Annotated in this window: 15 protein-coding genes and 1 pseudogene; 15 read left to right on the plus strand and 1 reads right to left on the minus strand. The window is 48.0% G+C overall.

What is annotated here, in order from left to right; translation table 11 throughout:
- The 14 genes from Q3886_RS03890 to Q3886_RS03955 all read left to right on the plus strand — a co-directional run.
- On the plus strand, positions 1-1,257 hold a 1,257-nt coding region (locus Q3886_RS03890), incomplete at its 5' end, for a DUF3084 domain-containing protein (protein ID WP_301859856.1).
- Between the two features lie 12 nt (positions 1,258-1,269).
- A complete protein-coding gene (locus Q3886_RS03895; RefSeq protein ID WP_301859857.1) occupies positions 1,270-1,683 on the plus strand; it encodes a hypothetical protein in 414 nt (137 codons plus the stop codon).
- A gap of 13 nt (positions 1,684-1,696) precedes the next feature.
- Positions 1,697-2,536, plus strand: coding sequence for a YitT family protein (locus Q3886_RS03900; protein WP_301859858.1), 840 nt, complete (start codon positions 1,697-1,699; stop codon positions 2,534-2,536).
- Positions 2,537-2,643: 107 nt separating this feature from the next.
- Positions 2,644-2,874 carry a YdbC family protein gene (locus Q3886_RS03905; RefSeq protein WP_301859859.1) on the plus strand — a complete coding sequence of 77 codons (231 nt, stop codon included), beginning with the start codon at positions 2,644-2,646 and terminating at the stop codon, positions 2,872-2,874.
- Between the two features lie 149 nt (positions 2,875-3,023).
- A complete protein-coding gene (gene fapR, locus Q3886_RS03910; protein ID WP_301859860.1) occupies positions 3,024-3,566 on the plus strand; it encodes a transcription factor FapR in 543 nt (180 codons plus the stop codon).
- Positions 3,567-3,578: 12 nt separating this feature from the next.
- Positions 3,579-4,604 (plus strand): phosphate acyltransferase PlsX, encoded by a 1,026-nt coding sequence (gene plsX, locus Q3886_RS03915; RefSeq protein WP_301859861.1) that lies wholly within the window; start codon positions 3,579-3,581, stop codon positions 4,602-4,604.
- Positions 4,588-5,580, plus strand: a complete 993-nt coding sequence (locus tag Q3886_RS03920) for a beta-ketoacyl-ACP synthase III (RefSeq protein WP_301859862.1) — start codon at positions 4,588-4,590, stop codon at positions 5,578-5,580. Before plsX ends, Q3886_RS03920 begins: the two co-directional genes overlap by 17 nt.
- Positions 5,581-5,605: 25 nt before the next feature.
- The gene (gene fabD, locus Q3886_RS03925) at positions 5,606-6,547 is read left to right on the plus strand and encodes an ACP S-malonyltransferase (RefSeq protein ID WP_301859863.1); all 942 of its coding nucleotides are present in this window, start codon (positions 5,606-5,608) and stop codon (positions 6,545-6,547) included.
- Between the two features lies 1 nt (position 6,548).
- Positions 6,549-7,292, plus strand: coding sequence for a 3-oxoacyl-[acyl-carrier-protein] reductase (gene fabG, locus Q3886_RS03930; protein ID WP_301859864.1), 744 nt, complete (start codon positions 6,549-6,551; stop codon positions 7,290-7,292).
- A 40-nt stretch (positions 7,293-7,332) separates the two neighbouring features.
- On the plus strand, positions 7,333-7,578 hold the full coding sequence (locus Q3886_RS03935) for an acyl carrier protein (RefSeq protein ID WP_301859865.1): 246 nt from the start codon (positions 7,333-7,335) through the stop codon (positions 7,576-7,578).
- Between the two features lie 71 nt (positions 7,579-7,649).
- Positions 7,650-8,606, plus strand: coding sequence for a nitronate monooxygenase family protein (locus tag Q3886_RS03940; protein WP_301859866.1), 957 nt, complete (start codon positions 7,650-7,652; stop codon positions 8,604-8,606).
- 35 nt (positions 8,607-8,641) lie between these two features.
- The gene (gene fabF, locus Q3886_RS03945; RefSeq protein ID WP_301859867.1) at positions 8,642-9,895 is read left to right on the plus strand and encodes a beta-ketoacyl-ACP synthase II; all 1,254 of its coding nucleotides are present in this window, start codon (positions 8,642-8,644) and stop codon (positions 9,893-9,895) included.
- Positions 9,896-9,920: 25 nt separating this feature from the next.
- Complete coding sequence (rnc, locus tag Q3886_RS03950) at positions 9,921-10,631, plus strand: ribonuclease III (RefSeq protein WP_301859868.1); 711 nt, start codon at positions 9,921-9,923, stop codon at positions 10,629-10,631.
- Positions 10,632-10,677: 46 nt separating this feature from the next.
- Positions 10,678-11,736 carry an elongator complex protein 3 gene (locus tag Q3886_RS03955; protein ID WP_301859869.1) on the plus strand — a complete coding sequence of 353 codons (1,059 nt, stop codon included), beginning with the start codon at positions 10,678-10,680 and terminating at the stop codon, positions 11,734-11,736.
- 59 nt (positions 11,737-11,795) lie between these two features.
- On the opposite strand, the gene Q3886_RS03960 is transcribed toward Q3886_RS03955, so the two are convergent.
- On the minus strand, positions 11,796-12,608 hold the full coding sequence (locus tag Q3886_RS03960; protein WP_301859870.1) for an EFR1 family ferrodoxin: 813 nt from the start codon (positions 12,606-12,608) through the stop codon (positions 11,796-11,798).
- Positions 12,609-12,891: 283 nt separating this feature from the next.
- Between Q3886_RS03960 and Q3886_RS03965 the strand changes: the two are divergent.
- Positions 12,892-13,428, plus strand: a pseudogene (locus Q3886_RS03965) (oxaloacetate decarboxylase subunit alpha); the annotation flags it as partial.

A 13,428-nucleotide genomic window follows, 5' to 3' on the forward strand; every position in this document is an offset into this window, starting at 1 on the left:
ATTCTGGCCGTTATGGGCTGTATTATCGCATATCTTGGTGATAATATTGGATCCCGTATTGGCAAAAGAAAAATAAAATTATTTGGTCTGCGGCCTAAATATACATCAATTTTGATTACAATTTTAACTGGTATCAGCATTGCGGCCGTTACGCTGGGCGTCATGTCCATTTTATCTGAAAATGTTCGTATTGCCCTGTTTGGCATGCAGCAGTTGCAAAAACAGAAGAATGAGCTGGAAGAACAGCGGCAGCAGCTGCTGCAGCAGGCCCGGGATCTGGGCAGTGAACTGGAAGAGAAAACCCGTTTAATTGCAGCCAATGAAGAGATGCTGGAAGAGCAGCAGCAGCAGCTTGACGGCAAGAACGAACAAATTCGCCTGATACAATTGGATTTGCAGCAGGCCCAGGAAGCCAGAGATGATCAGGCAAAACAACTTGCCTTCATTCAGTCTGCCCTGGATAAAGCGGCAGTCGATAAGAAACGGGCTGAAGAAGACCGTAATGCAGCTGTAGCAGATAAAGAGCGGATACAGAAGGATCTGGCTATGCTGGAAGGTACGAAACAGCGTATGATGTCGACGATTCAGGCACTGGATAAACGCATACGCATGCTCAATGAAACGATGACCAATATTCGTGAAGGGACCGTCATGTTTCGTGTCGGTGAAGTCCTGGCCAGCTTTGTACTGACCGGAGGATTGAGCGAGCAGGAAACAAAGGAAGAATTTAGTCAGGCTATGAGTCAGACCAATACAATGATTTGCCGGTATTTGGGCATTACGGACGACAAAGCGGTGCTGCTGTATATTTCTCCAGATGAATTTAACGCTACTGTTCAGGCTCTGCAGCAGTCGGGGAAAGAGAAAAAGCTGCTTCGCGTCATTGCTGCTGGTAATATCATGGTTGGCGAACCAGCATTGGTTCATGTGGAAATGTATGATAATCGGCTCATTTATCATAAAGAAGATATTGTATACGAAATGAAGCTCAGTGCAGAAGAGATCAATGATAATCCGGAATTACAGGTCATGCGATTCCTTCATGAAGTCAATCTGAGAGCGCAGGCAAAAGGGCTGCTGCCCGATCCGCTGACCGGTAATGTCGGGGCTCTGACGGCAACGGAAATGTTCGATACGATTTCCCGTATTAAGAATAGTAATGGAGCCGACGTCATCCTGAGAGCCAGAGCATTGAATGATACTTATACGGCAGGTCCTCTCAGCATCGATATTGTTGTTGAACCAGCAGGCTTGTAGAGGAGTGATTTGATGATAGCTGCTATTGATCCGGGATCAGAAAAGACCGGCGTGGCATTGATAGACGAAAAGGGAAGCCTGATCTGCAAGGCTATTATCCCTACAGGTGAGCTGAAACAATGGCTGACCAGTACGTATAAAAAATGCGCGTTTTCGCATATTGTTATGGGAAACGGAACCAATCACAAACATCTCCAGCCTGTTGCCGAAGCATGGGCAAATCGGCAGGCTGGAGGCATTACGTTTTCTCTGATCGACGAAAATTACACGACTGTAGAAGGACGAAAATTATATTTTAAATATACACCGCGCCGGGGGTGGAGACGGTTTGTGCCGCTGGCTCTGCAATATCCGCCGGAGCCGGTAGATGATTTTGTGGCCTGGATTATTGGCCTTCGATATATTAAGACACAACAACATAAATAAGGAGGATGATATAATGATTGGTTATGGAATGCGCCTAATTGGCTTGGCGCTGGGAGCATTTATTTATACGATTGGCCTGGATGTATTTCTCGTTCCTAATCACGTTATCGACGGCGGTGTTGTCGGTCTGTCACTGATGGCATCAGAAATAACAGGAATCAGTTTCAGCGTTTTCATTATTGCTCTTAATATTCCCTTTTTCATTTTGGGATTCAGAAAAATTGGCTCCATCTTTACGTTATTATCCTTGTTTTCAGTCGTAGCCTTGTCTGTCTGGAGCCGGGTCATTCATTATGCCCCCGTTACATCGGATCCGTTTTTATCGACCATTTACGGCGGCATCATTATCGGCCTCGGCGTAGGCCTGATTATCCGCTGGGGCGGATCTCTGGACGGGACGGAAATCCTGGCAATCATTGCTGATAAAAAAACGCCCTTTTCTGTTGGTGAAATCATCATGTTTTTTAATTTGTTCATTCTGGGAGCATCTGGCTTTGTCTTCAGCTGGGACAGTGCCATGTATTCGCTGGTAGCCTATTTTATTGCCTATAAAATGATTGACATTGTAACCAATGGCCTGGATGAAATGAAAGGTATTCTTATCGTTACTTCGATGCACGAAGAAGTGGCTCACAGCATTACCCATGATATGGGCCGGGCCGTAACGCTGCTCAATGGAGAAGGTGCCTATAAGCGGGCAAAAACGATGGTGCTGTACTGCGTCGTATCCCGACTGGAAGTGACCAAAGTCAAGGAAGCAATTCACCGGGTAGATCCTCATTCCTTTGTGTCTATTTTTGATATTAACGAAGCTCAGGGCGGCCTGTTCAAACGGCGCGTATCACAGCACTGACAGGCGGCTCCTTGACATACGCGCAAGATTTGCTATTATATAAACTGATATGATTTACAGGCAATGTAAGATAAACAATGATTTTTAGTCTTTAGGAGGGTATATAGATGGCACAGTTGAATTTTAATATTGAAGACATATGCGGTACCTTATCGGAAAATAAAGATGGCTGGCGCAAGGAACTGACGTATATCAGCTGGAATAACCGGGCGCCTAAATTTGATCTTCGTTCATGGGATCCGGATTATCAGGCTATGACTAAAGGGATTACCCTGACGAAAGAAGAACTGGAAAAACTTCGCGACGTATTAAACGAAATGGATTTTGATAAATACTAAAGGAGTGTGAGTATGCTTTCTGCGATTCAATACCATGAATGAGACGAAAGCATACTTTTTTGCTTTTACTTGCAAAGATACAGGAAACATTATATAATCTCTAGTTGTATGTACTATTAGTACTTGGTAATAAACGTTAAGGTGATGAGATGGTTCGTATAGCAAGAGATAAGCGGCACGTTTTGCTGCAACAGAGAATCGAGCAGAACCCTTTTGTCAATGATGAAGAATTGGCAGAAGAGTTTTCTGTCAGTGTAGCGACGATCCGTTTGGATCGCATGGCTCTCGGCATACCGGAAATGCGAATTCGCATTAAGAAAAAAGCAGAAGCGGCGCAGCCTAAGACGAAACAGGACGGGTTTGTCGGTGAACTGGTAGAATGTTCCGTTGGCCATCGCGCGATTTCCATTATGACTGCAACTGAAGATATGGTCGATGAAGCCCATATTGTCCGTTCGCAGTGCCTGTATGCACAGGCCCATTCTCTGGCAAGAGCCGTTCTCCATTTGCCCGTGTCCATTACGGCTGTGGCAAATCTTAAATATAAACAGCCAGTCACTGTAGGTGACAAGCTTATTGCTGTGGCGGAAGTCATTCGCTGCCGCGCGCCGAAGTATTATGTATGGGTGAAAATACGAAAAAATGCGAAAGAAGTGTTTCGCACAAAGTTTATTATAGAATCTTTAGAATAATGGAGCGTATGTATGAAAATAGCAGTAGACGCCATGGGCGGCGATTACGCACCGGAGGAAATCGTACTAGGTGCGATTGATGCCGTCAAAGAGTATGAATTTGACGTCGTCTTAGTCGGCGATACAATACAAATTGAGGAAGTGCTGAACAAATATGGCTGGAAAGGCAATGCAAGACTGACTATTTCTCAGGCCAGTGAAGTGATTGGCATGGGAGAACATCCAGCGCAGGCTATTCGCAAGAAAAAAGACGCCTCCATTGTTGTGGCTACGCGCCTGCTGAAAGAAGGCCAATGTGATGCTGTAGTAGCCGCAGGAAGCACCGGCGCCGCTGTTACGGCAGCCCTGCTGGGGCTGGGACGAATTAAAGGTATTGAACGACCATGCATTGCTACGCCGCTGCCGTCTAAAAAAGGCATTACCGTCCTGTTAGATTCAGGAGCCAATGCCAACAGTAAGCCCAAGCATCTTGTCGAAGGGGCTATTATGGGCTATCATTATGCTAAGTACATTTTAGGTATTGAAAAGCCGTCTGTAGGACTTTTGAATATTGGTGAAGAAGCTTCCAAGGGAAATGAGCTGGCTCTGGCAACGTATCCGCTGCTGAAAAAGCTTAAAACCATTTCTTTCTATGGTAATGTAGAAGGACGAGATATTCCCAAGGGAACTGTTGATGTCGTCGTGTGCGACGGGTTTGTAGGCAATGTCATTTTAAAATTTGGTGAAGGCATGGCCATGTTTATTATCCGCCTAGTCAGAGAAAGGATCAGAAATGGCGGATTTCTTGCGAAATTAGGCGCCCTGGCAGTATATCCGGCACTGAAATCGCTGAAAAAACGACTTGATTTTACGGAATACGGCGGTGCGCCGCTGTTGGGAGTAAACGGCAGCTTTATTATCTGCCACGGAAGTTCAAAGGCCAAGGCAATAAAAAATGCGATTCGCGTTGCAGCAGAACTTGCACAGCAAGATGTGGTCGGTCATATTCGTAAAAGTATTGAGGAAGAAGAGGTAGAACAGTATGATAGTGAAAGCTAATGCAGGCGTACTGGGAACAGGGCACTATGTTCCTGAACGGGTCGTTACGAACGCCGATTTGGAAAAAATGGTCGATACGTCGGACGAGTGGATTCAGGAACGTACAGGCATTCGGGAACGTCATTTTGCTCCAGACGGTGTAAATACATCGGATATGTGCACTATTGCAGCCAAGCAGGCTCTGGATATGGCAGGACTTTCACCGGAAGAATTGGACATGATCATTGTCTGCACCTTGACTCCGGATATGACCATTCCTTCGACGGCATGTATTGTTCAGAAAAATATCGGCGCGAAAAATGCGGCTGTTTTTGATTTGTACGCTGCCTGCTCTGGATTTGCATACGGAGCTATTACGGCGACACAGTATATTCAGAGCGGCATGTGTAAAAACGTGCTGGTCATTGGCGCAGAAATTCTCAGCCGCTATATGGACTTTACGGACCGCAATACATGTGTCCTTTTCGGCGATGGTGCCGGTGCAGCCGTATTTGGCCAGGTTCCTGAAGGATATGGCGTCCTCGGCGCAGATATGGGCGCTGACGGAAACGGCGGGAAATACCTTAATATTCCTTCCAGCGGCGTAGCCATTCTTCCTACTGACGAAGCGAGAGCCAAACATTTGACCTATATTAAAATGGATGGCAAAGAAGTCTATAAATTTGCAGTCAAAGTCATGGGAAGAACGGCAGAAAAGGCCTTGACCCGCGCCGGCCTTTCCCATGAGGACATTGATTTGCTGATTCCGCACCAGGCAAATATCCGCATTATTCAGTCGGCAGCCAAGCGGCTGCATTTGCCGATGGACAAAGTATTTGTCAATATTCATAAATATGCCAATACATCAGGTGCTTCCATTCCCATTGCCATGGATGAAGCCAATCGCCAGGGCAGGATGAAGCGGGATGATATTGTGGTGCTTGCCGGATTTGGTGCCGGTCTGACCTGGGCCGGACTGGTCATGAAGTGGTATTAAACTATACATGCGAGGTGAAGGGACGATGAAAAAAGCATTTGTTTTTCCCGGACAGGGAGCGCAGAAAGTAGGCATGGTAAAAGACTTATATGATGCCTATGCCGTAGTCAGAGAACTGTTCGAAGAAGCTGATGATGCATTGGGATTTTCTTTGACAAAACTCTGTTTTGAAGGTCCTGATGAAGAGCTGATGAAAACGTATAATACACAGCCGGCTATTCTGACGGCCAGCACAGCATGTTGCCGTGTACTGGCTCAGGAAGGCCTGACTCCGGATATTGCCGCCGGTCACAGCTTAGGCGAATACTCTGCACTCGTCGCTGCTGGATCGCTGTCCTTTGCGGATGCCGTTCGTACGGTCCGGCTTCGCGGGCAGTTCATGCAGGAAGCAGTACCCCTTGGCGAAGGCAGCATGGCTGCTATTTTGGGGCTGGACGACGATACAATCAAAGAAATCTGTGCCCGTATTTCAGCAGAAGGCGGCGTAGTCCAGGCCGTTAATTTCAACTGCCCCGGCCAGACGGTTATTGCCGGAACGGCAAAGGCTGTTGAAACCGCTGTCGGTCAGCTGAAGGAAGCCGGTGCCAAGCGTGCGGTCCTTCTGCATGTCAGTGCCCCTTTCCACAGCAGTCTCATGGAACCGGCTGCAAAACGGCTTGCCGAAGTACTGGATACGCTGACGATATCTGATGCCAAGATTCCTGTTGTCGCCAACGTGGACGGTAAAATTGAAACGGCAGCCAGTGCGATTAAGGCATCGCTGGTTAAACAGGCAGCCAGCCCTGTATTATGGGTGGCCTGCACGAAGACCATGCAGACTTTTGGTGCTGAAGCGTTTGTGGAAGTAGGTCCGGGAAAGACGTTGTGCGGATTTAACCGTAAAATTGACCGGTCGATTCACAGCGAAAACGTAGAAGATATAGCATCCTTGAAGAAAACACTTGAATTTTTCCAGGGGGTTCGATAAAATGCTTTTAACAGGTAAAACTGCGATTGTTACTGGCGGTTCCCGTGGTATAGGCCGGGCCATTGCCGTTGCCTTGGCTGCCGAAGGCGCCAATGTGGCTGTCATATACGCCGGTAATACGGCTGCAGCGGAAGAAACGCTGAATCTCATTACAGAACAGGGGGGCCGGGCTGTTTCCCTGCAGTGTGACGTCTCTGACAGCGCTGCTGTTGCTGATATGGTCAAAGCGGTAAAAGAACAGTTTGGCACCATTGATATTCTCGTCAATAATGCCGGTATTACCCGGGATGGACTGCTCATGCGCATGAAGGAAAGTGACTGGCAGGCTGTCATTGATACGAATTTAACGGGTACATTTTACTGCACAAAGGCTGTTACTAAATGGATGATGAAGCAGCGCAGCGGCTCCATTATCAATATTACGTCTGTTGTAGGACAGACAGGTAATGCCGGACAGGCTAACTATGCAGCTGCCAAGGCAGGCGTCATTGGCTTTACCAAATCGGTTGCTAAAGAACTGGCGTCGCGGAATATACGGTCCAATGCCGTAGCTCCTGGCTGTATTGCAACCGATATGACAGCTGTGCTGGGAGAAGATGTCATAGACGGTATGGTTAGAAATATTCCCTTAGGGCGTGTAGCCCAGCCGGAAGAAGTTGCTAAAGCCGTCGTCTTCTTAGCATCAGAAAATGCCAGTTATATTACCGGCCAGGTCCTCAATGTGGACGGCGGCATGGTAATGTAAATATAGGATATATACTCCAGTGAAAGGGGGTGAATTGGAAATGAGCGAAGAAGCTACTTTTGAAAAAGTAAGAGACATCGTTGTAGAACAGCTCGGCGTTGACGAAAAAGAAGTCAAAATGGACGCTGCTTACATCGATGATTTAGGCGCTGATTCCTTGGATATCGTTGAATTGATCATGGCTTTCGAAGAAGAATTCAATGTCGAAATCCCTGATGATGTTGCAGAAAAAATCAAAACTGTTAAAGATACAGTTGAGTACATCGAAAAGGAAAAAAAAGCGTAAGTGCGCAATAAGAGCCGTATGGGGGAGCGAGGTGCTTCCTCCACACGGTGTCTTGAATGGAGGAAAACATAGTGAAGCTGCCAGAATTGAAAATAGGTAAGCTTGTAGCAAAGGTGCCAATCGTCCAGGGCGGCATGGCAATTCGGCTATCCACGGCCCGATTGGCTGCAGCAGTAGCCAACGAAGGGGGTATTGGTCTTATTGCAGCTTCTGGCATGCCCTTTGATGAATTGCGATATGAAATACAACTGGCCAGAAAATTGGCTCCTCATGGAATAATAGGCATAAATGTAATGGTTGCGGCCCGGGAATTTCAGGGGATCGTAACGACTGCAATTGAAGAAGGAATCGATCTAGTTGTGGCAGGAGCAGGTTTTTCCCGTGACATGTTTGCCTGGGGAAAAGCCAGTGGTACGCCTATTGTGCCCATTGTATCTTCTGCTAAACTAGCTAAAATATCCCAATCCCTGGGTGCGGCTGCCGTTATCGTTGAAGGGGCAGAAGCAGGCGGGCATCTGGGAACCAATCGCTCGAGCCGGATTATTGTGCCGGAAGTTCGGGCAGCTGTTTCTATTCCGGTCATTGGTGCCGGCGGCGTGCTGCACGGTGAAGATATTGCCGAAATGCTTCGGCTCGGTGCAAATGGTGTGCAAATGGGCAGCCGTTTTGCTGCCAGTGTGGAATCCAATGGTGCTGACGAGCTGAAAAAAGTATATTTGCGGGCAAATAATCCGGAAGATTTTATTCTGGTTCACAGTCCAGTCGGTCTTCCCGGACAGGCTATACGGACACCCTTTTCAGAACGGATCTTGCTGGGCAAAGCACCTGCTCCGGATCACTGCGATCAGTGTCTGAAAAAATGCAGTCATAAATACTGCATTATCCGGGCCCTGACCAGAGCGCAGCAGGGCGATGTGGAAACAGGCTTAGTGTTCTCCGGCAGGAGAATGCAGGAAATACACGACATTCTGCCGGTTAAAGACATATTTGCATATCTTAAACGTGAAATGGATGAAATTCCCGAATAACTCACGGCTTAATTTTTAATAATGAGGTGAAGAATTTGGAAAAACGTGTAGTGATTACAGGTTTAGGTGTCATTTCCCCTGTCGGCATTGGTAAAGACGAATTCTGGAATGCCCTGGTAAGCGGTACGAACGGTATCGGTCCGATTACGCATTTCGACGCAACAGAATACGCTGCCCGCATTGCCGGTGAAGTCAAAAATTTTGAACCTGCTGACTATGGCATTGACAGAAAAGAAGCACGGCATATGGATCCGTCTACCCAGTATGCCGTAGCAGCGGCAAAATTGGCTCTTGACGATTCAAAACTCAACCTGGATGAAGAAGACCGTGATCGTATTGGTACGATTGTCGGCACTGGCATTGGCGGTATGGAAACGCTGCATAATCTGTACAAAGGCCTGTTTGCGAAAGGTCCGAGCCGCGTAAATCCTTTTGTTGTTCCCAAAATGATTGCGAACATGGCTTCCGGTCAGGTATCGATTACGTTTGGTCTGAAGGGACATTGTGCCAGCGTCGTGACAGCCTGTGCAACAGGCACTAACTCTATTGGCGATGCCTATCGCATGATTCAGCGCGGCGAACTCGATGCTGCTGTTGCCGGCGGTACAGAAGCAGCCGTTTCTCCCGGTGCTGTTGCCGGCTTTGCTGCCATGAAGGCACTCAGCACGAGAAATGACGATCCGGCTCATGCATCGCGTCCTTTTGATAAAGACCGCAATGGCTTTGTTATGGGCGAAGGCTCCGGTATTGTTGTTCTGGAAGAACTGGAACATGCAAAACGGCGGGGCGCACATATTTACTGTGAAATTGGCGGATATGGCAGCAATGCTGACGCCTATCATATTACGGCGCCGGCACCTGAAGGAATTCAGCAGGCAAAATGCATGAAACTGGCCGTCGATGACGCTGGTCTGCAGCCGGAAGATGTGCAGTATGTCAATGCCCATGGCACGTCTACCCATTTAAATGATTTGAATGAATCCAAAGCGATTGTCCGCGTTTTCGGCGATCATGCCAAAGATATGCTGGTCAGCTCGACAAAATCGATGACCGGTCATTTGCTCGGTGCTGCTGGTGCTGTTGAAGCCATTGCCTGCGCCATGACGATTGAAACGGGCACTGTACATCCTACGATTAATTTTGTAGAAGCAGAAGATGAACTGAAAGACTTGGGACTGAACTATGTGCCAGGCAAGGCTGTGAAAGCCGATGTTACCGTAGCCATTTCCAATTCTTTTGGGTTTGGCGGACACAATGCGACGCTGTTGTTCAAGAAATACGCCGAATAATATAAGAATTGAGAAGATAGTGTGAATGAATACGGATAGAAAAAAACAGCTAGAAAAATTTATCGGCGTGTTAGGTCTTCCCTCTTTTCATAATTTGCTGATCCTGGATCAGGCGCTTACTCACTCTTCCTATGCCAATGAAAATAAGGCAAAACACGGATACTATAATGAACGCCTGGAATTTTTAGGCGATGCCATACTGGATCTGGTCGTAGGTGAGTATCTGTTCTTGCAATATCCCCATATGCCGGAAGGCGAACTTTCCAAAGCAAGGGCAAGCGTCGTCAGCGAAGCGCCCCTTGCGGCGGTATGCGCTAAATTTGGCATGGGTGAGTATATTCTTCTGGGAAAGGGAGAATCTGCTTCTGGCGGGCGTATGCGGGCCAGTATTCTGGCTGATGCCTTTGAAGCCGTAGTAGGAGCCTTATACATTGATTCATCGTATCAGGAAGCGCAGAAATTTATTCTCCATCAGCTGAAGGATTACCTGGCGTTGGTGGCCAGCGGTGATTACGGCAAAGATTATAAAACGCTGTTTCAGGAATTTGTTCAGCGTGACGGTGAACAGCACATATCCTATCGCTTATGTCGTGAAGAAGGTCCCGACCACGATAAGACGTTTTATATGCAAGTCGTTGTGAATGGCCTAGTATTAGGTGAAGGATCGGGAAAATCGAAAAAAGGAGCGGAACAGCATGCCGCTCATGAAGCATTAAAGCAATTACATGCCCTGTAAAGGATGTGGCGTACTGCCACATCCTTTTTCATATAGAGGTGATACGGTGAAAACGTCTATTATACCTGTCTTTATTCCCCATATTGGCTGTCCTCATCGCTGCATCTTCTGCAATCAATGGCAGATTACAGGTACCCATGCCGTTCCTGATGGAGAAAGTGTTGCCCAACAGATTCAGGCTTATACTGGAAACGGCCAGGGACAGCGGCACTGGGAAGTGGCATTTTATGGAGGAACCTTCACAGCCATACCGCCGGCATTGCAGGAAGAACTGCTGCAGGCTGCGGCGAAGGCGCTGCAGCGCGGACGCATTCAGGCCATCCGCTGTTCGACCCGTCCTGACTGCATTGACGTGCCGGTTTTGAAGCGGCTCCAGCAGTATGGTCTAACCTTGGTGGAACTAGGCGTACAGTCTATGGATGACCAGGTACTGAAGCATGCACGTCGCGGACATACGGCAGCACAGGTCGTCAAAGCGACGGCTCTGCTGCGGGAATTTGGCTTTTCTGTAGGACATCAGCTCATGCCGGGGCTGCCAGGAGAGGACTGGAACAGTCTGGTGGCGACGACGGAGGCCGTTTGCCGCATGAAACCGGATATAGCCCGTATTTACCCAGTAGCTGTCATTGACCATACAGAATTGGCTGAGCAGTACCGCAGCGGAACGTATCAGCCTTTATCGATTCACGAAGGAGTCGTCCGGGCAGCCTATATGAAACAGGCCTTTGTCCAGAAAGGAATACGCTGTATCCGTACAGGACTGCAAGCTACTGCTGACTTAGATGACGGCATACAGGTCCTGGCCGGTGCGTATACGCCGGCTATGGGAGAACTGGTCGATACGCGCCGGTATCGCCTGCTTTTGTTTTCCCTTTTAGATACCCTTTCCAGCAGTACCATCGTTATTTCGTATCATCGCCGCGATACGTCCCGGGTCAGAGGCTATCATAATGTGACGGTAAAACTTGCGGCTCTGCGGTATGAGCAGCCTATATGCTGGCAGGAAGACAATACGCTTCCTGTCGGAACGGTTGGTATTTCCTGCGGTCCCCTGCAGTGGCAGATGATAGCCGATGAAGGGACGATACATCCTGTAGGATACTAAAAAGCGAGAGAGTTTCTGCATACAGAAATACTCTCTCGCTGACTGACATAATAAAAGACCTAGATAAACGTTTCAGGCTCAGCACGGCGACTGAAATGCTCTTCTAACTGCCGTTTATGGAACAGGTATGTTTCGTCATCATAGTAGCGTGCTCCTGTCGGACAGGCTTTGACACAGGCACAGCACTTGATGCAAAAACTCGTATAACTATGATAGTCCGGCGCAATAGCTCCCATAGGACAGACTGCGGCACAGATACCGCAGTTTGTACAGGCATCGCTTACTTTGGGAAAGACGCGGCTGATTTTCTGGTGGCCCCCGTCTTTGGTCTGCGGCACCATATAGGGGCGGTATGGAATATTCCCTTTTACAGCTGCAGGCGTGCGGAAACGGTTGTTTTCAATGGCACTGGCTGCTGTTCCGGCAAAGGAACGGACCACGTTGAGATCCTGCGCATCGGGCCTGCCTCCGCCCAGGGTACGGGAAAAGGAATGTTCGCCAATAAAGGCGCCGCCGCCAATGGTATGAATCATGGCCGATTCCATCAGATCGCGCAGCTCTATTAGGGCATCATCATAATTGCGGTTGCCGTATACGACGATGGGAATCCCCATGGCGCCATTTCCGGCTATGCCGTTTAAAAATTTCAGCAGCACATTGGGAACTCTGCCGGCATATACGGGGACGCCGAGAATAACCAGGTCACTGCCGGAAAAGCAGAGCGGCTCTTTCCGTTCGGCAGGCAGCGTAAAGCTGCGCAATTTCCAGGGAATGTTCAGGATACGGGACATTTCCTGAGCAAGGGTAGTGCAGATAGTTCGAGTCGTTCCAGTAGGACTGAAATAGGCAGTATGAATATGGGAAATAGACATGATGGCACTCCTTTCAGGGAATATGTGAATACTGTCGCATGTGTATATGTATAGTGTACCATATTCCTGTCAGAACGGCCATATAAGACGGATATTCTGGCAGTCGCACATGACCAGATGATATAGGGTAAAATAGAAGCAGCGCCGGAAAAGATTCTGTAAATACTTGTAAAATATGATATAATAAATGCTAATGGAAACGAACAGCTAACGGGCATAGGCTGACTGGTACTGTGCAGTCATGCTCTTTTTCTATGACGAATTATTGGAGGATCGATTACCTATGGCAAGAGTGAAACTAACAGAAACTGTACTTCGTGACGGGCATCAGTCTATTGCGGCTACGCGTATGCGTCTGCGGCAGATGCAGCCCGTACTGGAAGCGATGGATGAAATTGGCTATAACGCTCTGGAATGTTGGGGCGGCGCTACCTTCGACACATGTATGCGTTTCTTAGATGAAGATCCGTGGGAACGGTTGCGGACGCTGAAAAAATATGTGAAAAAGACACCGCTCCAAATGTTATTCCGCGGTCAGAATATTCTGGGATACCGCCATTATGCTGACGACGTCGTCTATGAATTCGTAAATCGGGCCGTCGATAACGGAATCGACATTATCCGTGTATTCGATGCCTTAAATGACCCGCGAAATCTGGAATCGTCCATTAAAGCGGCGAAAGATACGAAGTCTGTTCACGTTCAGGGCGCCATTGTCTATACGATCAGCCCCATTCATACGATGGAATCTTTTACCAAAGTTGCCATGGAACTTCAGCAAATGGGCGTCGACTCTCTGTGCATCAAGGATATGTCCGGC

It is taken from the genome of uncultured Megasphaera sp. (assembly GCF_958350005.1).
Lineage (GTDB): Bacteria > Bacillota > Negativicutes > Veillonellales > Megasphaeraceae > Megasphaera.